The organism is Fluviirhizobium alvei (genome assembly GCF_030551875.1).
GTDB classification, from domain to species: domain Bacteria; phylum Pseudomonadota; class Alphaproteobacteria; order Rhizobiales; family Rhizobiaceae; genus Rhizobium_E; species Rhizobium_E alvei.
The window spans coordinates 24,830-46,467 of record NZ_JAUOZU010000019.1 but is presented as its reverse complement, the minus strand read 5'-3'; the positions used below and the strand labels follow the sequence as shown (position 1 = coordinate 46,467).

Here is a 21,638-nt window from a genome sequence, read left to right as displayed (position 1 = left end):
CATTCGAGGTGCCGCCATGAGCAACACCGCCTCCGCCCCATCCAGCTACTGGAAGCGCAACCAGCAGAAGCTGGCGCCCGTCCTGTTTCTGGCACCGGGCATGCTGATGTTCGTAATCTACGTGCTCGTTCCGATCTTCCAGTCGATCTGGATCAGTTTTCACGACTGGGACGGACTGGGCGAGATGAGCTGGATCGGGCTTGGCAACTATGTCGAGCTCCTGGATGACGATACGTTCTATGTGTCGCTCAAGAACAATCTGATCTGGCTGGTGCTCTATCTTCTGTCGATCCCGGCAGGCCTCGCGGCGGCCCTCTTCCTTAACCAGACGGTTGCCGGCATCCGTTTCTACAAATCGATGTTCTTCTTCCCCTTCGTGATCAGTCAGGTCGTGGTCGGCCTGATGTTCACCTGGTTCTACGCGCCGGATTTCGGCCTCTTCTCGAAGCTCACCGAAATGCTGTTCGGCGAACAGATCGCGGTCCTCGCCGATGAGCGTTTCGTGACTTACGGCATCATCGTTGCTGGCCTCTGGCCGCAAACCGCCTATTGCATGATCCTCTATCTGACGGGTCTCAACAACATCAACCCGGAACAGGTGGAAGCCGCCCGCATGGATGGCGCCAAGGGATTCCGGCTGCTCTGGCACGTCATCCTGCCGCAGCTTGCGCCGGCTACCTTCATCGCCATGGTCGTCACCGTCATTGGTTCGCTCCGGTCCTTCGACCTCGTCTCGATCATGACTGCCGGCGGTCCCTACGGTTCGAGCCAGGTCCTGTCCTATTTCATGTATGAGCAGGCGCTGTCCGAATATGGCTTCCGCATGGGCTACGGCGCGGCCATCGCGGTCGTGCTCTTCCTGATCATGATGGTCTTCATCTCGCTCTTCATCGTGCGCATGCTTTCCCAGGAAAGGAACGCCTGATGTTCCCCACGCCCATCCAGAAGGCCTCGCCCTTCGCGCAGACCGCCTACAAGGTCCTGTTGCCGGTGGCCCTCATGCTCTGGCTCCTACCGCTCATCGGAGTTGCCATCACGTCGGTCCGCCCGGCAAGCGATCTCGCCGCCGGCAACTATTTCGGCATCCCTTCCGGTTTTGCCGGTTTCGAGAATTACAAAGCCGTCTTTGCCAATTCGCCGATCGGCTACTATATCCTCAACTCGTTCAAGGTGACGATCCCGACGGTGATCGGCGCGGTGGCGCTGTCCTGCCTTACCGGCTTTGCGCTGGCGGTCTATAATTTCAAGGGCAATCTCGTCCTTTTCTTCCTGTTCGTCGCCGGCAACTTCATCCCGTTCCAGATCCTCATGGTGCCGGTGCGCGACATGACGCTGCGGGCCGGTCTTTATGATACGACGCTCGGCCTCGTCCTTTTCCACGTCGCCTTCCAGACCGGTTTCTGCACGCTCTTCATGCGCAATTTCATCAAGGGCCTGCCGTTCGCACTGATCGAATCCGCCCGCGTCGAGGGCGTGTCCGAATGGCGGATCTTCCGCTATATCGTGCTGCCTTTGATGCGCCCGGCCATTGCTGCCCTGTCGGTTCTGATCTTCACCTTCGTCTGGAACGACTATTTCTGGGCCACCGTGCTTGTCCAGGGTCAGCATGCGATGCCGGTCACGGCCGGTCTCTATTCGCTGAACGGCCAGTGGGTTGCCGCCTGGCATCTGGTTTCGGCCGGATCGATCGTTGCGGCACTGCCGCCGGTCGCCATGTTCTTTCTCATGCAGCGGCATTTCATTGCCGGCCTGACCCTCGGAGCAACAAAGGGATGAGCGATATTCTTACGATCGGCTCCGCCGAGTTCAGCCTCAGCCTCAGCCTGCCCGAACTCGGCATGCCGGAAATCCTCTGCCTCGGCCGACCGGTTGCCGGTGCCGAGCCGCTGTTCGAGGTCGAACGGTCCAGCCGCATCAACGGCATGGATGTCGCGGTGCCGGCAAATGTTCTGCTGCCAACCGGTGGCATGGGCTTTTTCGGCTGGCCTGCCGTTGCTGGCCATCGCATGGGCCGCGATTTCGTGGCCCAGTTCGGCCAGTGGACGGTCGAGCGCGATGGACGCACGACGCGTCTTTTGGGCACCGATCCGGTCGCCAGGCTCGAGATCGTCGTTGAGCTGACAGCGCATGAAAGCGGCGTCATCGGCATGGCGAGCCGGCTCACCAACCATGGCGATCAGGCCTATCAGCTCGACCGCTGCATGGCAGCGACCTTTCCGGTTCCGGCCGGGCCGGTCGAAGTCACCAGCTTCACCGGCATCTGGGGACGCGAGTTCCAGACCCGCCGCGAGACGCTCGGCAACGGCATCTGGAGTCAGGAAAGCCGTCGTGGCCGCACCTCGCATGATCGTTTCCCGATGCTCTTCATCGAGGGCGAAGGCACCCGGTTCGGCGTGACGCTCGGCTGGAGCGGCGGCCACCAGCTCGTCATCGACCGTATCGATGACGGACGGCGCCTCGTTCATCTCGGTGAACTGTTCGAGCCCGGCGAAATCATCCTCGCACCGGGCGAAAGCTATCAGAGCCCGGTCGCCTATGCCGGTCCGGACAGCGAAGCATTCCACGCCTTTGTGCGGACGGAGCTTCTTGACTGGCCGGGTGCGGAGATGGCGCCGCGGCCGGTGACGCTCAACACCTGGGAAGGCAACTATTTCGATCATCGGATGGATTCGCTGAAGGCGCAGGCAACCGCCGCGGCCGAATTGGGCATCGAGCGTTTCGTGCTCGATGACGGCTGGTTCGGCAAGCGCGACGATGACACGACAAGCCTTGGTGACTGGGATATCGATGCACGCAAGTATCCTGATGGCCTGAAGTCGCTCGTCGATCATGTCACGGGTCTTGGCATGCAGTTCGGCATCTGGTTCGAACCCGAAATGGTGAACCCGGTTTCGGAGCTCTACAAGGCGCATCCCGATTGGGCGCTGACAATCGAGGGCCGCCCGGTGCTTCAGTCCCGCACCCAGCTCGTGCTCGATCTCACGCGTCCGGAGGTGTCGAATTACCTCTTCGGCAAGATCGACGCCGTGCTTTCCCGCCATGCCGTCTCCTATATCAAATGGGACATGAACCGCGATCTCACCCATGCCGGCGGACGTGACGGCAAGGCAAAGATCGCCGCCCAGACGCGCGCGGTCTATGCGCTGATGGACCGCGTCCGCGCTGCCCATCCGAAAGTGGAGATCGAAAGCTGCGCTTCGGGCGGCGGCCGCATCGATTATGGCGTTCTTGCACGCACCCATCGCGTCTGGACGTCCGATTGCACCGATGCACTGGAGCGGCTTGAAATCCAGCGCGGCGCCTCGCTCTTCCTGCCGCCGGAAATCCTGGGCAGCCATATCTCGGCCTCGCCGAACCACCAGACCGGTCGCCGGCACACGCTTTCCTTCCGCGCGCTGGTCGCGATCGCCTATCATCTCGGCGTCGAACTCAACCCGCTCGAACTGACGGATGAAGAGCGCGACGAGCTCAAGGTCTATATCAAGGCCTACAAGCGCAATCGCGCGCTCTTCCATGCGCCGGGCGCCAATTTCCGGATGGAACCGGTCGATGGCCGCTATGTCTGGGGCGCCGTCTCGGCCGAAAAGATCGTGCTGGTCGTCGCCCAGGGACCGCAGATGGTGGGTGAGCAGCCTGCACCGCTGCGCCTGCCCGATTCCGTGACCCGCCTGGGTGGCCAATGGCGGATCAGCACTGTTCTGCCGGCTGCACCGCACTTCATCCGCATCTCCGAAGGGCAGAAGGCGCTTCTTTCCGGTGCCGTCGCATTCGCGCTCGAAAGCGCCGGCCTTGCCGGTCTGCCGCTGCCGATGCTGGCGCCTGAAAGTGCCATGCTGCTCGAATTTGAACCGATCAAGGGAGGCAAGACCCATGGCTGACGTGAGCCTTCGCGACGTCAAGAAACAGTTCGGCGCACTCAGCGTCATCAAGGGCGTCGATCTCGACGTCAGGGGCGGCGAGTTCTGCGTTTTCGTCGGCCCGTCCGGCTGCGGAAAGTCCACCCTTCTGCGCATGATCGCCGGTCTTGAAGAAATCACCTCCGGCGCCTTGTCGATCGGCGGCAAGGACATGACCAGCATCGGTCCGTCCGAGCGTGGCGTCGCCATGGTGTTCCAGTCCTATGCGCTCTATCCGCATATGACGGTGGAAGAGAATATCGGGTTCGGCCTCAAGATGACCGGCCATCCCAAGGCCCTGATCGCCGAACGAACCGCCGCTGCGGCCCGCATGCTGCAGCTCGAACCGCTTCTGCAGCGCAAGCCCGGGCAGCTTTCCGGCGGTCAGCGCCAGCGCGTTGCAATCGGTCGCGCCATTGTGCGCAACCCGGATGTCTTCCTGTTCGATGAGCCACTGTCGAACCTCGATGCGGCGCTGCGCGTGCAGATGCGCACCGAACTGTCGAAACTGCATCAGGATCTCAAGGCGACGATGATCTATGTCACCCATGATCAGGTCGAGGCCATGACCATGGCCGACAAGATCGTGGTTCTTTCCGCCGGCCGTATCGAGCAGGTCGGTTCGCCGCTCGAACTCTATCATCGCCCGAACAACCTGTTCGTCGCTGGCTTCATCGGCTCGCCGAAGATGAATTTCCTCAAGGTCCGGGTCTCAGTACAGGATGGCAGCGCGATTGCCCATCTTCCGGGTGCCGACATCGCCATCCCGACCCACGGAGCAACTGTTGCCGCTGGCGAGATGACCTTCGGCATTCGCCCCGAACATATTGATGCGACCGGCAAGGGCGACATCGTCATCGAGGCCACCGTGAAGCTTGCCGAATATCTCGGATCGGAGACGCTGTTCTTCGTCACTCTTGCCGATGGTTCGGAACTGGCCGTGAAGGCCGATGGTCTCGCCAGCGAAAAGCCGGGCCAGACCATTCGCCTCGGCATTCATGCCAAGGCCTGCCATCTGTTCGACAAGGACGGCAAAGCCGTCATCAACGGGGATCTGACACGATAATGCTCGGCGTTTGCTACTATCCGGAACATTGGGATGAAGACCGGTGGAAAACCGACGCGCGCCGCATGCGCGAACTCGGCATCTCCTTTGTTCGTATCGGTGAATTCGCCTGGTCGCGGCTGGAACCGTCGCGGGACCGGTTCACCTTCGAGTGGCTCGACCGCGCCATCGACATCCTGACCGAAGCTGGCCTCAAGATCGTGCTTGGCACGCCGACGGCGACGCCGCCCAAATGGCTGGTGGATCAATGCCCGGATATCATCCCCTATGACGAGCATGGCCGTCCGCGCGGTTTCGGCTCGCGTCGCCACTACACGTTTTCCTCGGAGACCTGGTGGAAGGAAAGTGCCCGCATCGTCGAAATCGTTGCAAAACGCTATGGCGATCATCCGGGCATCGCCGGCTGGCAGACCGATAATGAATATGGCTGTCATGATACGACCCTCTCCTGGGGTCCCGAAGATCTCAAGGGCTTCAAGCGCTGGCTCAGGCTACGCTACCAGTCCGCCGATCAGCTCAATGAAGCCTGGGGCTCGGTCTTCTGGTCGATGGAGCTCGAAAGCTTCGATGAGGTCACGCTGCCCAATCTGACGGTCACCGAACCCAACCCGGCCACGCGGCTCGATTTCTGGCGGTACCATTCCGATCAGGTCGCGGCCTATGATGCCATGCAGTGCGCCATCATCCGAAAATACTCGCCGGGCCGCTGGATCACCCACAATTTCATGGGTTTCGTCTCGGATTTCGATCATTTCAAGGTCGGCGACAATCTCGATCTCGCCTCCTGGGACAGCTATCCGATCGGTTTCGTCGAGAAGTTCCCCTTCACCGAAGAAGAGCGCAATCGCTGGGCCGAGACCTCGCATCCAGATATCGCGCCCTATCACCACGATCTCTATCGCGCTGTCGGCAAGGGCCGTTTCTGGGTCATGGAACAGCAGCCGGGGCCGGTCAACTGGGCGCCATGGAACCCGGTGCCGAAACCGGGCATGGTGCGGCTCTGGACCTGGGAAGCGCTCGCGCATGGTGCCGAGGTGGTCAGCTATTTCCGCTGGCGTCAGGCCCCTTTCGCCCAGGAGCAGATGCATGCCGGCCTCAACCTTCCGGGGCTCGACGAATGGTCGCCCGGTGGCCGCGAGGCCCGGCAGGTTGCCGAAGAGCTGGCGGCCCTTGGCCCGCTGCCGGAAACCGGTCAGGCGCCGGTCGCCATTCTCTTCGACTATCAGAGCCACTGGTCGACGGTGATCCAGCCGCAGGGCAAGGATTTCCGTTACGAGGAACTTTGCTTCCGCTGGTACGAGGCCCTGCGCCATCTTGGTCTGAATGTCGATTTCGTCCGCCCGGGTGCCTCGCTCGAGGGCTATCGGCTCGTCCTCGTTCCCTGCATGACGGAAGTGGACGAGGCCACGCGCGCCGAACTCGCTCGCACCGCAGCAACGGTTCTCGTCGGTCCGCGCAGCGGCTCGCGTGATCGCAACTTCCGCATTCCGGATATGCTGCCGCCCGGTCCGCTCGGCGAACTCAGCGGCAATCGCATCGTTCAGGTCGCCTCCTTGCGTCCCGGCCTTGCCGATGCGGTCACCGGCTCGGTATCGGGTGCCGCCATCCGCTGGCGCGAATATGCCGAGAGCCGAGCAACGGTGCTGGCCCGGTTCGAAAATGGCGATCCGGCGCTCACCGAACGCAACAATCTTCTTTATCTCGCCTGCTGGCCCGATGAAAAACTGCTGGCCTCGACGATGGCGTTGGTGACCGAAAAAGCTGGGATTGCGACCATGCCGGTGCCGGATTTCATCCGCATCCGTCGTCGCGGCCCCCTCTCCTTCGCCTTCAACTACGGAACCGAAGACTGGGCGCTGCCGGCAGGCGCCGAGATCCTGCTCGGCGAGGCGGTGCTGAAGCCGCAGGCGGTTGCGATCTGGCGCTGAGAAGGCTGACAGTTCACGCAGGTGAATCGGTCGGGCGCGACCGATTCATAACTGTCGTTGGACAGGGCACCCCACTGGCGCGATCATCGTTTCATGCAGACGATGATCGAGTTGGAACGGTGTCAGCCGGAAAAGAACATGGCGCGGTATTACAGGCTGGAGATCGAATGCGATCTCTTCGGCCAGCTGCTCGCCCGCCGCACCTGGGGCCGGATCGGACGCAGCGGCCAGAGCCGGTCCACGCCTGTCGCATCCCTTGAAGAAGCCTGGGCGGAGCTGAGGCTCTGGGAGACGCGCAAGCGGCGGCGGGGTTATTGCGACCGCCCCTGAAGGCGCCACTCAGCCTTGGGCCATGATGAAACCCGTCAGAAGCGCGTTGAAATCCTTTGGTTTCTCGATCTGTGGCGTATGTCCGCAATTGTCGAGGATGTTCAGCGAGGCGCGGGATGGGATGGCCGCAGCCAGTTCGGAATGCGCCACCGGAATGACATGGTCGTCGCGGCCATGCACGAAGAGAACCGGCACCTTCAGTTCGGACAACAGACGGCGCGACTGAACAATCAGCCTTTTGCTTTGGCCACCCAGGCCGCCCATCTGGCGCAGGGTCGCGAGAAACGCCTTGTCGGCACCCGGCTTGTGCACATTACGCGAAATGACCGCGCGGAGTGCCGCATCGATACAGGCCGGGTCGGCAACAATCGCCTTGATCTGCTGGCTGACGGCCATCGGCCCTGGCCTGTTCATCAAGGGTCCCAGAAGCGGCAGCGTCATCAGCCGAAAGGGCAGCGGGTTTTCACGCCCGAGCGTCGCGGCATTGGCAAGCAGCAGGCTCTGTGTTCGATCGGGTGCAATACCGGCCATGCGCAGCGACACCGCGCCGCCCAGCGAATTGCCTGCCAGATGCAGTTTTTCGATCCCGATCGCCTCAACGAAACGCCAACCGAATACGGCAAAGTCATCGGGACCGTAGGGCCTGTGACCGAGATCGGACAGTCCATGGCCCGGCATGTCCCAGGCGATCAGCCGCAGCCTCTGGCCCAGGGCAGTCAGTTGCCTGTCCCAGATTTCAAGCGATGCACCAATTCCGTGGCTCAGGAGAACCACAGGCCCGCTGCCGCCGCTATCCCGGTAACGGATACGGGTCGTATCGACATGGATATACTTGTCTTCGATCATCGGCGTTCCCTTCTTGCATTGGATGACCCGCCCGGAAGGGCGGGTCTTCTATCTTCACTGCATCCGCACGATCGGCTTGATCGCCTTGCCGTTTTCGGAATCGTGGATGGCCTGGTTGATGTCGGCGAAGTCGTAGAAGTTCACCAGCTTGTCGAAGGGGAAGCGGCCCTGCGCATAGAGTTCTGCCAGCATGGGAATGAAGGTATCGGGGTTGGATTCGCCCTCGACGATCCCCATCAGCCGGCGGCCGCCGCTCATGAAATGCACCTCGTCGAGATGGATTTCCGTACCCATCGCAGAGGCGCCGAGAATGCCGCAGGTGCCCATCGGCGCCAGCGCCATCACCGCATTGCGGATCACGCTCGAAATGCCCGTCGTATCGAGCGCGAAATTGAGGCCATGGCCGGTAATCGCCATGATCTCGGCTGTCGCATCCGCCTTGCCGGGATTGATCGTGTGGGTGGCGCCGAGTTCGCGGGCCATCGCCAGCCGCTCGTCATTCATATCCACCGCAATGATGGTGGTGGCGCCGACGACCTTGGCCGCCATGATCGCCGACAGGCCAACCGAGCCGGAGCCGAAGACGGCAAAACTCTTGCCGGCCGAGACCTTGAGCGCGTTCATCACCGCGCCGGCGCCGGTCTGGATGCCGCAGGCAAGCGGTCCCATCAGTTCGAGCGGGGCGCTGTCCGGCACCTTCACCACATTCACCTCATGGCAGATGGCATGGGTGGCGAACGATGACTGGCCAAAGAAATTGCCATGCACCGTCTCGGAACCTTTCGAAAGGGCGCTGGTGCCATCGGCGCGGGTGGCGAAGAAGTTGCGCGGAAAGAATTCGTGGCAATAGCTGATGTGATGGTCCTGGCAGCTTGGGCAATGGCCGCAGCTGTTGAAGGTCATCACCACCTTGTCGCCTTCCTTGACCTTGGAAATGCCCCGGCCGACCTTTTCGACGATGCCAGCGCCCTCGTGGCCGAGGACGACGGGCATCGGCGTCGGCAGCATGCCGTCACGCACGACGATATCGGTGTGGCAGACGCCGGTGGCGACCACCTTGACCAGAATCTCATTGTCGCGCGGTTCTTCGATATCGATGGTTTCGAGAGAAAGGTCGGCCCCTTGCGAACGGGCGACCGCAGCCGTGATCTGCATGTTCAAGCTCCTGAATGAAATGGTGTGGCTGGGATGCGGGCTTTAGCCCGCATCCCTGTCCTCGCGGGGATCAGAACGGATAGAGCGTGGCGGCGTCCTTCACCGAGATCCACTTCCAGGTGGTGAATTCCTCGATGTCGGCGGGGCCGCCGATGCGGGTGCCGTTGCCCGATTTGCGCGGGCCGCCGAAGGGTGCGAATGGTCCGCCATTGACCGTCTGGTCGTTGACATGGACCATGCCGACATCCAGCTCGTCGGCCAGGCGCAGCGCGCGGCTGGTATTGGCCGAGATGATGCCGGCGGCGAGGCCATAGTCGCTGCGATTTGTGAGATCGATCGCCTCCTGATCGGTTTCGAAGGTGGCAATGCAGGCCACGGGTCCGAAGATCTCCTCATCGAAGGCGCGCATGCCCGGCTTGACCCCGGCCAGAACGGTGGCGGCATAGTGGCGGCCGTCATGGGTGCCGCCGGCGAGCAGCGTCGCGCCCTTGGCAACGGCTTCGTCCACGATCTCCTGTATGGCCTTGACCTGCCCGTCGGAAATGATCGGGCCAAGCGCCACCTGACCGGATGAGGGATCGCCCGCCGGCAGATGCGAAGCCTTGGTCACCAGTCTTTCGGTCAGCGCCTCGGCAATTTTCTCGTGGGCGAGAATGAGGCCGGTGGCCATGCAGATCTGGCCCTGATGCAGGAAGGCGCCCCAGGCAGAGTTGGAAGCGGCGATATCGAGATCGGCATCGTCAAGCACGATCAGCGAGTTCTTGCCGCCGAGTTCGAGCTGCACCTTCTTGAAATGTTTGCCGGCAATTTCGGCAACCTTGGAGCCGCCGCGCGCCGAACCGGTAAACGAGATCATCGCAATGTTCGGATCAACGCACATGGCCTCGCCGGCATCGGCGCCACCCGGCACGATCTGCAGCACACCCTTCGGAAGGCCGGCCTCCTCGAAGATGCGGGCAATGATGATGCCGCCGGAAATCGGCGTGCGGGGATCGGGCTTGTGGACCACGGCATTGCCGAAGGCGAGCGCTGCAGCAATCGAGCGGACCGAAAGAACGAGCGGGAAATTGAATGGAGAGATGACGCCGACCACGCCATGTGGCACCCGCTTGGCATAGTTGGTTCGGGCATCCATCGCCGGCAGCATCAGCCCCATCGGCGCGGTGGCGAGGTTGGCGGCATGGCGGATGAAGAGCGCGCCATGCTCGATCTCGATGCCCGCCTTGGGATAGATCGAGCCGGATTCGCGCATGATCCAGGGAATGAGTTCGGCGCCATTCTGCTCGAGCAGGTCGGCAGCCTTGTTGAGAATGCGGGCGCGGTCGGTGGGCAGCATTTTTGCCCAGCCCTTCTGGGCCGCGCGGGCTTCGGCGGCAGCGCGGGCAATGTCGGCCGGTCCGCCGATACCGACCGAGGCGATCACCGCACCGGTCGAAGGATCGGTCACATCGGCCACGCCGGCTGTCGTCTTCTGCCAGTCGGCAAAGAAGGCGCGGCCCGCCCAGCGCTCGGCATCAAGAAAGTTCTGGTTTTCAATATTCATCGGTTCCTCCTCATGGTTCCGTCGAGGAGAGGCGAGAGGCATGGCTTCGCCGTCACGCAGATCGGTGCTCGCCGATGCGTTACAAAGCGGTATTTGGCGCCTGGCCGATATCCTCCTGCCGCCTCCTCAAGCGGTCGCATAGAGTTTTGCAAGCTGCGTGCCAGATCAGCCGAAACGGTGGCCGGAGGCGGGTCTATGGTTTCAATAGATTGATATTGCTCAAATTTCACGGCGAGACATGTTGCGAAGAGCCATCGTCGCATTCACCTTGTTATTCATTAAATGATGAAATATCTTCATGAAAATCACCAAACCAGAAATGAAATCGTGATGACATCAGAGCGACCCGAAGGATTGATCTCGCTGGCAGAGGCCAACCGCAAGACCGGTCGCCTGCTGACGAAGGGCGCCTTCAGCGAACTGGACACCGGTGCCGCACCGACCTTGGGTGATTTGACCGAGGCCTTGCATTTCGCGCTGGGCGACGGGCGCATCTGGCTCAACGACCAGCGGATGGTGCTGATCCAGTCGCAGGTGCTTGGCCGGCTCCGGCAGGAAATCATCGACGCCTTCGGGCTCGAAACGGCCAAGGCCCTGTTCATGCGCGTCGGCTATATGCAGGGCGTGCGCGATGCTGAACTGATCCAGAAGCGGTTTCCGCAGCAGGATCTCACCCATGCGCTGGCCGCCGGGCCGCGTGTGCATACGCTCGAAGGTTTCGTGAAGGTCACGACCAAGGGCTTCCAGTTCGACCTGCGCAAAGGAACCTATTTCGGCGAGTTTTCCTGGGACGATTCCTCCGAAGCTGCCGAGCATATAGCCAGCTATGGAATTGCAAGCGAACCGGTCTGCTGGATGCAGACCGGCTATCCTTCCGGCTACACGAGCACGCTTTTCGGCCGGCCGGTGATTTTCCGCGAGGTGGAATGCGCCGGCATGGGGGCGCCGCGCTGCCTTGTCGTCGGCCAGCATGCCGAAGCCTGGGGCAAGGATGCGCCCGAACGGTCCTATCTCGGGCTAGACTGGAAGAGCCGGCGCTATGTTGCCGTCGAGCGCCATGCTGCGGGCGCCAGGCCCTATTCAACGCCGGCGGAGGCCAGCGAAGGCCAGGTCGTCGGCGTGTCGGCCAGCTTCCTGCGCACCCGCCTGATGCTGGAAAAGGTGGCCGATACCGATGCGACCGTGCTGTTCATCGGCGAATCCGGTGTCGGCAAGGAGCTGTTTTCCAGCGAGCTGCACAAGCTGAGCCCGCGCAGCGGCGGCCCCTTCGTGCCGATCAATTGCGCCGCGATCCCAGAAACTCTCGTCGAATCCGAGCTGTTCGGGGTGGAGAAAGGCGCCTTCACCGGCGCGGTTCAATCGCGGGCCGGCTATTTCGAACGCGCCCATGGCGGCACGCTCTTTCTCGATGAGATCGCGTCTCTCACCTATTCCGCCCAGGGCAAGATGCTGCGCGCCATCCAGGAGCGCAAGATCGAACGGGTCGGGGGCAGTCGCACCATTCCGGTCGATGTGCGGGTGGTGGCGGCCTCCAATGTCGACCTCGCAGAGGAGGTGCGCGCCGGCCGCTTCCGGCAGGATCTCTATTTCCGGCTCTGTGTGTTTCCGATTGCCATTCCGCCCCTCAGGGACAGGCGGGACGATATTCCGCTCTTGGCGGCGCATTTCCTCAAGCTCTTCCGCGAACGCCATCGCCGCGATGTCACGGGCTTCACTCGCCGTGCCATGGATGCGCTTCTCGCCTATCATTTCCCCGGCAACATCCGCGAACTGCAGAACCTCGTCGAACGTGGCGTCATCTTCTCGGATGCGGGCCAGCTCATCGATATCCGCCACCTTTTCACCGGCTTCGAGACCGTGCCGGCCAGCGCCATGCATCTCACCGGCGAAGGCAGGATCGGCGCGACGCGGGATGAACGGCCGGAACGCCCCTCCGGCCCATCGGCACCAATCACCTCGCCGGAAGCGATCCGGCAGGCGGAGGCTGATCTCTATCGCTCCGCCCTTTCTGAGGCGGGAGGCAACATCGCAGCAGCGGCCCGGTCGCTGAACATGACGCGGGCAAAGCTCGAATATCGACTGCGAAAGATCGGCGCCGTGACGTAGTTTAGCGGCTCGATGGCCGGCCGCCCCTGACGATGCCAACCTTGCGCCTTGATTGCCCTTCCCTGCCATGTCCAGCCGCCCGCCCCGGTGGTGGCGGGTCCATCCTGTCCCTTGGCAAAAGGACGGACCCGCACTCGGGAAGGCGCGACAGGCGCTTGCAATCATCCGTCAATTCAAATCATCTTCCGTTCGAAAAATGATGTCATTCTTTCATGAACGGAGCTTTCATGGCGTCCCGTCCCACCATTGCCGATCTTGCGAGGGTCGCCGGTGTCAGTGTCGCGACAGTCGACCGCGTGCTCAACGGCCGCCACAAGGTGCGGGAGGAGACGGCCCGCCGCGTCTATGATGCGGCCAATGAAATTGGCTTTCACGCCGTCGGGCTTCTGCAGCAACGGATTTTCGAAGGCTTGCCGCAATATAGGCTCGGTTTCATCCTGCAAAAGCCCGATCACCACTTCTATCAGATCTTTGCACGCGAAATCGAAGCGGCGGTGCAGAGCCATCCCGGCATCAGGGGCGTGGCGCAGATCGATTTCTGCATTCCGCAGACCCCGGTCGAACTTGTCGAGAAGCTGCGCGAAATCGGCCATCGCAACCAGGCGGTCGCCATGACGGCACCGGATTACCCGGCGCTCTCGGTTGCGGTCGAGGAGTTGAAAGCGAAGGGAATTCCCGTCTTCTCTCTTCTTTCCGATTTCGCGTCGGGGATCCGCGAAGGTTATGTCGGGCTGAACAACCGCAAAGCTGGTCGCACGGCCGCCTGGATGATTGCGAAGACGGCGACGAAACCGGGCAAGGTCGCTGTTTTCGTCGGCAGTCACCGTTACCACGGTCACGAATTGCGCGAGATCGGCTTCCGGTCCTTTTTCCGCGAACAGGCGCCGGAATTCGACGTGGTCGATACGCTGGTCAATCTCGAGACGGTGCAGATCACCCACGAGGCAACCCTCGATCTCCTGCACCGCCATCCCGATCTCGTCGGTTTCTACGTTGCCGGCGGTGGCATGGAAGGCGCGATCGCAGCACTCCGAGAGGCCGGCCTTGCCAGCAAGCCCGTTGTCGTCGTCAATGAACTCACGCCGGTTTCCCGGGCAGCACTTGCCGACGAAATCGTCACGCTCGCCATCGCGACCCCGCTTGCCAGGCTTTGCCGCGAACTTGTCTCTCTCATGGTGGCTGCGGTCGATCATGGCCCGGCGACGGCGCCGGGCCAGACCTTTCTGCCGATCGAACTTTTCATACCGGAGAATGTCTAGGGAATGATGGAATCATTGCATTCCCAATCGCTAATTCTATCACCAATGCGATGATTTGAGCCAACTTCGTCTTTGACGCCTATCGCGAAACCTGCTGACCTTTGGTCGGTGGGCTGGTTGAGGAATGGTCCTGCCCGCCCTTCATTGGGAGAGTTTCATGTCTTCGCCTGTCTTCGCGCTCAACCACATGGTTGCGCCCCGCCTTTCGCTCGACGATTTTTTCAAGCTCGGCACAGCCCTTGGCATCCACCAGTTCGAGATCCGCAACGATCTCGCCGGCAATGCCATCCTGAACGGGATTCTGCCGGAAACGGTCCGTGCCGCCGCCGCCGGTCACGGGGCAGAGATCATTTCCATCAATGCCCTGCAGCGCTTCAACGATTGGACCCTCGCCCGAGAGCAGGAAGCGCGCGACCTGGCATCCTTTGCTGCCGCCTGTGGCGCAAAAGCGCTCGTTCTGGTGCCGGTCAATGATGGCACCGGGCAGGCGGAGGGCGAACGGCAGAGAAATCTGCGCGAGGCTTTGACCGGGCTGAAGCCGATTCTGGGACAGGCGGGCATTTGGGGGCTTGTCGAGCCACTCGGGTTCCGGATCTGCTCGCTCCGGTCCAAACGCGAGGCTGTCGAAGCCATCGAGGCGATCGGCGGCGGCGACCGTTTCCGCCTCGTCCACGACACGTTCCACCATGTGCTCGCCGGCGAGCCGGACCTCTTTCCGGACTGGACCGGGCTTGTTCATATCTCGGGCGTTGACGATCCTTCGATCGCCGTCGACGACATGCGGGATCCGCATCGCGTTCTGGTGACCGAGCGGGATCGCCTCGCCAATATCGGTCAGATCCGGGCGCTTTGCGATGCCGGATATGGCGGCCCTTTCTCCTTCGAACCGTTCGCTCCGTCGGTCCACGACGCCGCTGATCCGCTCAAAATGCTGCGGGCCAGCATGGCGCTTATCCGGTCCGGGTTGCATTAGCGACATCTGATCTCCTCCCTCCGGTGGGTTTTTGATTGACATGGCGGATAAATGGAATATTTATTCTGACTATGAGGAATAAGAATATATATTCCGAAGCTGCTCGGCGGGAGACGAGCAGGATAATCGCCCCGGGATCATCCGGGCTTCCGGTAAAAAGGGTGCGACCGGACACCCGCTGTGGAGGAGAAAGACATGTTCAAGAAGCTGATTGCAGGCGCCACGCTGGCGCTTCTCGCATCCACCTCGGCCTATGCCGGCGATATCGGCGTGTCGATGGCGAACTCGGATACGTTCCTGACCGTTCTGCGCAAGGGCATCGAGAAAGCTGCTGGCGATGCCAACCAGCCGGTGCAGATCGAAATTGCCGATGACGATGTGCAGAAGCAGCTTTCGCAGATCCAGAACTTCATCGCCGCCAAGGTTGATGCCATCATCGTCAATGCGGTCGATACCTCGGCGACGGCGCCGATGACCAAGCTGGCCAATGATGCCGGCATTCCGATCGTCTATGTCAACCGCCAGCCGATCGACGTCGATGCTCTTGGACCCAAGGGTGCGTTTGTGGCGTCCAACGAAGCTGATTCCGGAACGCTGGAAACCAAGGAAGTCTGCCGCCTGCTCGGTGGCAAGGGTGATATCCTGGTCATGCAGGGTGATCTCGCCAACCAGGCTGCGATCATGCGCACCAAGGACGTTCACGATGTGATCGCCACGCCGGAATGCTCGGGCATGAAGATCATCGACGAACAGACCGCAGGCTGGGATCCGGTCAAGGCGCAGGACCTGATGACCAACTGGATTGCGGCCGGCCACAAGCCCGCAGCCGTGATTGCCAACAACGACAATATGGCGATCGGTGCCATCAATGCCATGAAGGCTGCCGGTTGGGACATGAAGGATGTCGTCGTCGCCGGTGTTGACGCGACCCAGGAAGCGCTTGCCTACATGAAGGCCGGCGATCTCGATGTCACCGTCTTCCAGGATGCCTTCGGTCAGGGTGCCGGTGCCGTCGATGCGGCCATGAAGCTGGCCAAGGGCGAAAAGGTCGATGCCAAGGTCTGGATCCCGTTCCAGCTCGTCACCCCTGAAAACATGGATCAGTTCCTCACCAAGAACTGATCGGCACAGCCGTGATCAAAGCCGCCACCCGGTTGCGGGTGGCGGCGGATCTCCGATTTGCCCCTCCGGGCAGCAGGACGCACAGGCGAGGCCCCTATGTCGAACATTGTCAGCCCCACCACGATGAAAGCCGTGCGCGAAAGCGGCGCGGTCCCAGGCGCTGAATTCCTGCTCGAGGTCAGCGATGTCCGCAAGGAATTTCCGGGTGTCGTCGCCCTCGACAATGTGAATCTCAAGCTCAGGCGCGGTACCGTACACGCGCTGATGGGCGAAAATGGCGCCGGCAAGTCGACGCTGATGAAGATCCTCGCCGGCATCTATGTTCCCGACAGCGGAACCTTCAGGCTCCGGGGCCAGAATATCCGTCTCAAGAGCCCGCTCGATGCGCTCGAGAATGGCATCGCCATGATCCATCAGGAACTCAACCTGATGAATTCCATGACCGTCGCCGAAAACATCTGGATCCGGCGCGAACCGAAGAACCGCTTCGGCTTCATCGACCACCGCCAGATGAGCCGCATGACCAGCGACCTGTTCCGCCGCCTCGAAATCGATATCGACCCTGAAATCCAGATCGGCACCCTCAGTGTGGCGAGCCGTCAGATGGTCGAAATCGCAAAGGCCGTCTCCTACAATTCCGACGTCCTGATCATGGACGAGCCCACCTCCGCGCTGACCGAAAAGGAAGTCAACCACCTCTTCCGCATCATCCGGTCGCTCAAGGACGATGGAAAGGGCATCATCTACATCACCCACAAGATGAACGAGCTTTTCGAGATCGCCGACGAGGTCTCGGTGTTCCGCGATGGCCAGTATATTGCCACCAGGGCCGCAAATGAGGTGACGCGGGATGACATCATCCGCATGATGGTCGGCCGCGAGATCACCCAGATGTTCCCGAAGGAAACCGTCCCGATCGGCGATGTCGTGCTTTCGGTCCGAGGGCTCACGCTCAAGGGCGTTTTCCGCGATGTCTCGTTCGATGTGCGCGCGGGCGAGATCCTCGGCCTTGCCGGGCTCGTCGGTTCGGGCCGGTCGAATGTGGCCGAAACGATCTTCGGCGTCACGCCGGCAACTGCAGGCCAGATCTTCATTCACGGTCAGGAAGTGAAGGTCTCGTCGCCATCGGTGGCCATGAAACATGGCATGGCGTTCCTGACTGAGGATCGCAAGGAAACCGGCTGTTTCCTGCTTCTCGACATCCAGGAAAACGCCCAGATGGCGGTGCTGCAGAACCGCTATGTCAATTTCGGATTCGTCCAGCAACGCAAGCTGTCGCGCGATGCCGCAGCGATGGCCAACCGCATGCGGGTTCGCACGCCGGACATGCATGAGCGCATCCTCAACCTGTCGGGGGGCAACCAGCAGAAGGTGCTGATCGCCCGCTGGCTGCTGACGGATCCGAAAATCCTCATCCTCGACGAACCGACGCGCGGCATCGATGTCGGCGCGAAAGCGGAAATTCACAAGCTGATCTGCCAGCTGGCGGGCCAGGGCGTGGCGGTGATCATGATCTCGTCGGAAATGCCCGAGGTCCTGGGGATGAGCGATCGCATCATGGTCCTGCATGAGGGACGGATGACCGGCATTCTCGACCGCAAGGATGCCGATCAGGTCAAGATAATGGAACTGGCGTCGCACTGAGTGTGACTGGGGGAGTGAAAGCCATGGCGACGGCGAATGATTTGGGCGATACATCGACAACCGGCCTCAAGAAGGTACGTCGATTGCCCGCCGAAGTGTCGATTCTCGGCGTTCTGATCGGCATCATCATCATTTTCGAAATCCTCGGCTGGTACTTCATTGGCGACAGTTTCATTGCCAACAAGCAGCGGCTTTCGATCATCGTGCTGCAGGTGGCCGTCACCGGCATCATCGCGGTGGGCGTCACCCAGGTCATCATCACGGGAGGCGTCGATCTTTCATCGGGGTCGCTGGTCGGCTTCATCGCCATGGTCGCGGCAAGCTTTGCCCAGACGTCGCTCAATGCGCGGGCCGTTTTCCTGCAGCCGGAATTTGCCCAGTTCGGCATGTCCTGGTTCATCGATTCGAGCCCCTTCTGGGCCATCGCCGCCGGCCTGCTGATCGGGCTCCTGCTCGGCTGGGTCAATGGTTTTGCCATTGCCAAGACCGGAATTCCGCCCTTCATCGCAACGCTCGGCATGATGGTGTCGGCCCGGGGTCTGGCGCGCTGGTATACTGAAGGCCAGCCGGTGGCGCTCCTCAGCCCGGAATTCAGCTGGTTCGGCCAGAGTTTCGAGGTCTGGGGCTTCCCGGTGCCGCGCCCGGTCATCGTCTTCTTCCTCGTTGCCATCATCTGCCACATCGCGCTTAGTTATACGCGCTATGGCAAGTTCACCTACGCGATCGGCGCCAATCCGCTGGCGGCGCGCGTCTCGGGCATCGATATCGGCAAGCATCTCATCAAGGTCTATGCCGTGGCCGGCCTGCTTTCCGGTCTGGCGGGCGTCATGCTGGCGGCCCGCGCCCAGTCCGGTCAGCCCAACATGGGCATTGCCTTCGAACTGGATGCGATCGCGGCCACCGTCATTGGCGGCACCTCGCTTGCCGGCGGCGTGGGACGGATCACCGGCACCGTCATCGGCACCATCATTCTCGGCGTCGTCACCTCCGGCTTCACCTTCCTCAAGGTCGGCGCCTACTATCAGGAAATCGTCAAGGGCCTGATCATCGTGGCGGCCGTCGCCATCGATGTCCACCGCCAGCGCCGGAAATCGCGCGCATGAATGGTATCGGGGGCGCGGGCCTGCCGTGCCCCGGAAGAACGCCGCCGGTCCTGCTGCCGGTGGGTTGAAAGCAGTGCAATCGCAAAGTCATCAGGAGAATACCATGGGTCTCGGGGTAGGATTGATCGGGTCTGGCTATATGGGCAAATGCCACGCCATGGCCTGGACCTCGGTTGCGACCGTCTTCCCCGATGTCGAACGTCCAAGGCTGGTTGCGCTTGCGGATGCGACGGACGAACTGGCCGCCAGATATTCCAAGTCCTTCGGCTTTTCGCGCGGCACCGGCGACTGGCGCGAGCTGATCGCCGACCCTGCCATCGATGTCATTTCCGTAGCCGCACCCAACCAGTTTCATGCCGACATGGCCATTGCCGCCCTCGAGGCCGGCAAGCATGTCTGGTGCGAAAAGCCGATGGCGACCTCGCTTGCAGATGCGACGCGCATGCAGGAGGCAGCTAAACGCTCCGGCCGTATCGCTATCCTTGGCTATAACTACATCCAGAATCCGATGATCCGGCTTGCCCGTTCGGTGATCGATGAAGGCCGCATCGGCACGGTCAACCACATTCGCCTCGAGATGGATGAGGATTTCATGGCCGATGCGGCCGCACCCTTCTACTGGAAGAGCGACAAGGCATCCGGATATGGCGCGCTCGATGATTTCGCCGTCCATCCGCTGTCGCTCCTCTCTGTCCTGCACGGAAGGATCACTTCCGTGGTTGCCGATATGGCCAAGCCCTATGCGGCGCGGCCCCTTCGCGATGGCGGCCAGCGCGAGGTCGAAAATCACGATATCGCCCAGGCCCTCTTCCGCACCGAAGGCGGCGCATCCGGCGTCCTCATGGTCAACCGGTCGGCCTGGGGTCGCAAGGGCCGCATCGCGCTGCAGATCTTCGGTTCGAAAGGCTCGATCCTGTTCGACCAGGAGCGCATGAACGAGTTGCAGATCTATTCCGCCGACGATCGCGAGGGTCTGCAGGGCTACCGCACCATTCTGGCAAGCCCGGCGCACCCGCCCTACCGGCAATTCGTTCCGGCTCCGGGCCATGGGCTCGGCTTCAACGAGCTGAAGGTCATCGAATGCCACGAACTGCTCGGCCGCATCGCCGGCCGGGGCGATGCGCATGTCATCGATTTTTCGGCCGGGCTGGAGATCGAACGCGTGGTCCATGCCATGGCCCGTTCGGCGGAAAAGCGCGGTTGGGTCGACGTCTAAACCGCCACCTTGTGGGCGGCGCGACGGATTGCCCAGTTTGCGATGTGCCGATTGCAGTCAAAGCCGGGGATTGCTATCCCAAGAGCTGCCCGCGTCCCGGTCCATGATGCGGGACGTCACGTCGACGGCGTCAATGGATCCGGCACACGCGCGCCCTCCCCGATTCCCTGGACAAAGGGTGCGCTCCAGGAGCCCCGATGGAAAAGGCCAACCCGGCGTCCCCCGACGATAAAACGCCTGTCATGTCACACTGGCGGCGCATCCCGCCCGGCATCTGGGCGCTTGGTTTCGTTTCGCTCCTGATGGATGTTTCCTCCGAAATGATCCATGCCCTGTTGCCGATCTATCTGGTCACCGTGCTCGGCACATCGACCCTGGCGGTCGGGATCATCGAAGGGATCGCGGAAGCAACAGCCTCCATTACCAAGGTCTTCTCCGGCGCGCTGAGCGACTGGCTCGGCAAGCGCAAGCTGCTCGCGGTCTTGGGTTATGGGCTGGCCGCGCTTACAAAACCGATTTTCCCCCTGGCGACCACGATTGAATGGCTGATCGCGGCGCGTTTCATCGATCGTATCGGCAAGGGCATCCGGGGCGCGCCACGCGATGCTCTCGTGGCGGATCTCGCGCCTGCCGAACTCAGAGGCGCCAGTTTCGGCCTGCGCCAGTCGCTCGATACCGCCGGCGCCTTCATCGGTCCGCTGCTGGCGATCGCATTGATGTGGGCGACTGCCGGCCATTTCCCGACCGTCTTCTGGTTTGCCGTGCTGCCGGCCGTCCTTTCCGTGCTTGTCCTTCTCCTGTTCGTCAAGGAGCCGGAGAGGAAAGAAGCGGCAGGTCCGGCGCGCATGCCGCTGCATCCGCGGGAACTCGCAAGGCTCGGCGCCCGCTACTGGTGGGTGGTCGGTATTGCCGCGATCTTCACGCTGGCCCGGTTCAGCGAGGCGTTCCTCGTCCTGCGGGCACAGTCGATCGGGCTTCCGATTGCGCTGGTGCCCGTGGTGATGGTGATCATGTCGCTCGCCTATTCGCTGTCGGCCTATCCGATCGGCATGCTTTCGGACAGGATGACACCGACCGGCATCCTCATCGCCGGGCTGGCGCTGCTCGTCGCAGCCGATATCGTGCTCGCCCTTGCGACGGATATTTGGCTTCTCGCCACGGGCGTGGTGCTTTGGGGTCTGCATATGGGCTTTACCCAGGGCCTGCTGTCGGCCCTGATTGCCAATGCCGCACCGGCGAACCTCCGGGGAACCGCGTTCGGAATGTACAATCTGGTGACGGGGCTCGCGATGCTTGCCGCAAGCGTGCTGGCAGGCTTGCTCTGGGATCTGGCCGGGCCACAGGCCACGTTCCTTGCCGGGGCTGGCTTTGCCGTGATCACAATCGCCGGGCTGATCTGGATCCGGTTCCGGTCGCTTCTGGAAGAGCCGGGTCGCGCCTGAAACCTGGCT

The 21,638-nt window shown here is 61.8% G+C and carries 17 protein-coding genes; 14 read left to right on the top strand and 3 right to left on the bottom strand.

Annotated features, from left to right (window positions below; genetic code table 11):
* The first annotated feature begins 16 nt into the window (after nt 1–16).
* The 6 genes from Q4481_RS21785 to Q4481_RS21760 all read left to right on the top strand — a co-directional run bounded on the left by Q4481_RS21785 (nt 17) and on the right by Q4481_RS21760 (nt 7,220).
* Nucleotides 17–925, top strand: a complete 909-nt coding sequence (locus tag Q4481_RS21785; RefSeq protein WP_304378522.1) for a carbohydrate ABC transporter permease — start codon at nt 17–19, stop codon at nt 923–925.
* Entirely contained in the window at nt 925–1,776 is an 852-nt protein-coding gene (locus Q4481_RS21780) for a carbohydrate ABC transporter permease (protein ID WP_304378521.1), read from the top strand. Before Q4481_RS21785 ends, Q4481_RS21780 begins: the two co-directional genes overlap by 1 nt.
* Nucleotides 1,773–3,878 carry an alpha-galactosidase gene (locus Q4481_RS21775; RefSeq protein ID WP_304378520.1) on the top strand — a complete coding sequence of 702 codons (2,106 nt, stop codon included), beginning with the start codon at nt 1,773–1,775 and terminating at the stop codon, nt 3,876–3,878. The genes Q4481_RS21780 and Q4481_RS21775 overlap by 4 nt, the downstream gene beginning before the upstream one ends.
* Nucleotides 3,871–4,962 carry an ABC transporter ATP-binding protein gene (locus tag Q4481_RS21770; protein WP_304378519.1) on the top strand — a complete coding sequence of 364 codons (1,092 nt, stop codon included), beginning with the start codon at nt 3,871–3,873 and terminating at the stop codon, nt 4,960–4,962. Before Q4481_RS21775 ends, Q4481_RS21770 begins: the two co-directional genes overlap by 8 nt.
* Nucleotides 4,962–6,890 (top strand): beta-galactosidase, encoded by a 1,929-nt coding sequence (locus Q4481_RS21765; protein ID WP_304378518.1) that lies wholly within the window; start codon nt 4,962–4,964, stop codon nt 6,888–6,890. The genes Q4481_RS21770 and Q4481_RS21765 overlap by 1 nt, the downstream gene beginning before the upstream one ends.
* 93 nt (nt 6,891–6,983) lie before the next feature.
* Nucleotides 6,984–7,220, top strand: a complete 237-nt coding sequence (locus Q4481_RS21760) for a WGR domain-containing protein (RefSeq protein ID WP_368400815.1) — start codon at nt 6,984–6,986, stop codon at nt 7,218–7,220.
* A gap of 9 nt (nt 7,221–7,229) precedes the next feature.
* On the opposite strand, the gene Q4481_RS21755 is transcribed toward Q4481_RS21760, so the two are convergent.
* The 3 genes from Q4481_RS21755 to Q4481_RS21745 all read right to left on the bottom strand — a co-directional run bounded on the left by Q4481_RS21755 (nt 7,230) and on the right by Q4481_RS21745 (nt 10,764).
* Nucleotides 7,230–8,066 carry an alpha/beta fold hydrolase gene (locus tag Q4481_RS21755; protein ID WP_304378517.1) on the bottom strand — a complete coding sequence of 279 codons (837 nt, stop codon included), beginning with the start codon at nt 8,064–8,066 and terminating at the stop codon, nt 7,230–7,232.
* A gap of 54 nt (nt 8,067–8,120) precedes the next feature.
* Nucleotides 8,121–9,221 carry an NAD(P)-dependent alcohol dehydrogenase gene (locus Q4481_RS21750; protein WP_304378516.1) on the bottom strand — a complete coding sequence of 367 codons (1,101 nt, stop codon included), beginning with the start codon at nt 9,219–9,221 and terminating at the stop codon, nt 8,121–8,123.
* 70 nt (nt 9,222–9,291) lie between these two features.
* A complete protein-coding gene (locus Q4481_RS21745) occupies nt 9,292–10,764 on the bottom strand; it encodes a benzaldehyde dehydrogenase (RefSeq protein WP_304378515.1) in 1,473 nt (490 codons plus the stop codon).
* A gap of 330 nt (nt 10,765–11,094) precedes the next feature.
* Here Q4481_RS21745 and Q4481_RS21740 point away from each other — a divergent pair, with 330 nt between their 5' ends.
* The 8 genes from Q4481_RS21740 (at nt 11,095) to Q4481_RS21705 (ending at nt 21,629) form a co-directional block, all read left to right on the top strand.
* A complete protein-coding gene (locus Q4481_RS21740) occupies nt 11,095–12,870 on the top strand; it encodes a sigma-54-dependent Fis family transcriptional regulator (RefSeq protein ID WP_304378514.1) in 1,776 nt (591 codons plus the stop codon).
* A gap of 227 nt (nt 12,871–13,097) precedes the next feature.
* Nucleotides 13,098–14,129 carry a LacI family DNA-binding transcriptional regulator gene (locus Q4481_RS21735; protein WP_304378513.1) on the top strand — a complete coding sequence of 344 codons (1,032 nt, stop codon included), beginning with the start codon at nt 13,098–13,100 and terminating at the stop codon, nt 14,127–14,129.
* Between the two features lie 157 nt (nt 14,130–14,286).
* Nucleotides 14,287–15,102, top strand: a complete 816-nt coding sequence (locus Q4481_RS21730) for a TIM barrel protein (protein WP_304378512.1) — start codon at nt 14,287–14,289, stop codon at nt 15,100–15,102.
* 195 nt (nt 15,103–15,297) lie between these two features.
* Complete coding sequence (locus Q4481_RS21725) at nt 15,298–16,224, top strand: sugar ABC transporter substrate-binding protein (RefSeq protein WP_304378511.1); 927 nt, start codon at nt 15,298–15,300, stop codon at nt 16,222–16,224.
* Nucleotides 16,225–16,320: 96 nt separating this feature from the next.
* Nucleotides 16,321–17,868 (top strand): sugar ABC transporter ATP-binding protein, encoded by a 1,548-nt coding sequence (locus Q4481_RS21720; RefSeq protein WP_304378510.1) that lies wholly within the window; start codon nt 16,321–16,323, stop codon nt 17,866–17,868.
* A gap of 23 nt (nt 17,869–17,891) precedes the next feature.
* Nucleotides 17,892–18,971 carry an ABC transporter permease gene (locus Q4481_RS21715; RefSeq protein ID WP_304378509.1) on the top strand — a complete coding sequence of 360 codons (1,080 nt, stop codon included), beginning with the start codon at nt 17,892–17,894 and terminating at the stop codon, nt 18,969–18,971.
* Between the two features lie 103 nt (nt 18,972–19,074).
* Nucleotides 19,075–20,187, top strand: coding sequence for a Gfo/Idh/MocA family protein (locus tag Q4481_RS21710; protein WP_304378508.1), 1,113 nt, complete (start codon nt 19,075–19,077; stop codon nt 20,185–20,187).
* A gap of 197 nt (nt 20,188–20,384) precedes the next feature.
* A complete protein-coding gene (locus Q4481_RS21705) occupies nt 20,385–21,629 on the top strand; it encodes an MFS transporter (protein ID WP_377354097.1) in 1,245 nt (414 codons plus the stop codon).
* The last annotated feature ends 9 nt before the right edge of the window (nt 21,630–21,638 follow it).

Bases quoted from the DNA above. Each gene is read 5' to 3' on its own strand.
- Q4481_RS21785 (WP_304378522.1), top strand. From the start codon at position 17: ATGAGCAACACCGCCTCCGCCCCATCCAGCTACTGGAAGCGCAACCAG.
- Q4481_RS21780 (WP_304378521.1), top strand. From the start codon at position 925: ATGTTCCCCACGCCCATCCAGAAGGCCTCGCCCTTCGCGCAGACCGCC.
- Q4481_RS21775 (WP_304378520.1), top strand. From the start codon at position 1,773: ATGAGCGATATTCTTACGATCGGCTCCGCCGAGTTCAGCCTCAGCCTC.
- Q4481_RS21770 (WP_304378519.1), top strand. From the start codon at position 3,871: ATGGCTGACGTGAGCCTTCGCGACGTCAAGAAACAGTTCGGCGCACTC.
- Q4481_RS21765 (WP_304378518.1), top strand. From the start codon at position 4,962: ATGCTCGGCGTTTGCTACTATCCGGAACATTGGGATGAAGACCGGTGG.
- Q4481_RS21760 (WP_368400815.1), top strand. From the start codon at position 6,984: ATGCAGACGATGATCGAGTTGGAACGGTGTCAGCCGGAAAAGAACATG.
- Q4481_RS21755 (WP_304378517.1), bottom strand. From the start codon at position 8,066: ATGATCGAAGACAAGTATATCCATGTCGATACGACCCGTATCCGTTAC.
- Q4481_RS21750 (WP_304378516.1), bottom strand. From the start codon at position 9,221: ATGCAGATCACGGCTGCGGTCGCCCGTTCGCAAGGGGCCGACCTTTCT.
- Q4481_RS21745 (WP_304378515.1), bottom strand. From the start codon at position 10,764: ATGAATATTGAAAACCAGAACTTTCTTGATGCCGAGCGCTGGGCGGGC.
- Q4481_RS21740 (WP_304378514.1), top strand. From the start codon at position 11,095: ATGACATCAGAGCGACCCGAAGGATTGATCTCGCTGGCAGAGGCCAAC.
- Q4481_RS21735 (WP_304378513.1), top strand. From the start codon at position 13,098: ATGGCGTCCCGTCCCACCATTGCCGATCTTGCGAGGGTCGCCGGTGTC.
- Q4481_RS21730 (WP_304378512.1), top strand. From the start codon at position 14,287: ATGTCTTCGCCTGTCTTCGCGCTCAACCACATGGTTGCGCCCCGCCTT.
- Q4481_RS21725 (WP_304378511.1), top strand. From the start codon at position 15,298: ATGTTCAAGAAGCTGATTGCAGGCGCCACGCTGGCGCTTCTCGCATCC.
- Q4481_RS21720 (WP_304378510.1), top strand. From the start codon at position 16,321: ATGTCGAACATTGTCAGCCCCACCACGATGAAAGCCGTGCGCGAAAGC.
- Q4481_RS21715 (WP_304378509.1), top strand. From the start codon at position 17,892: ATGGCGACGGCGAATGATTTGGGCGATACATCGACAACCGGCCTCAAG.
- Q4481_RS21710 (WP_304378508.1), top strand. From the start codon at position 19,075: ATGGGTCTCGGGGTAGGATTGATCGGGTCTGGCTATATGGGCAAATGC.
- Q4481_RS21705 (WP_377354097.1), top strand. From the start codon at position 20,385: ATGGAAAAGGCCAACCCGGCGTCCCCCGACGATAAAACGCCTGTCATG.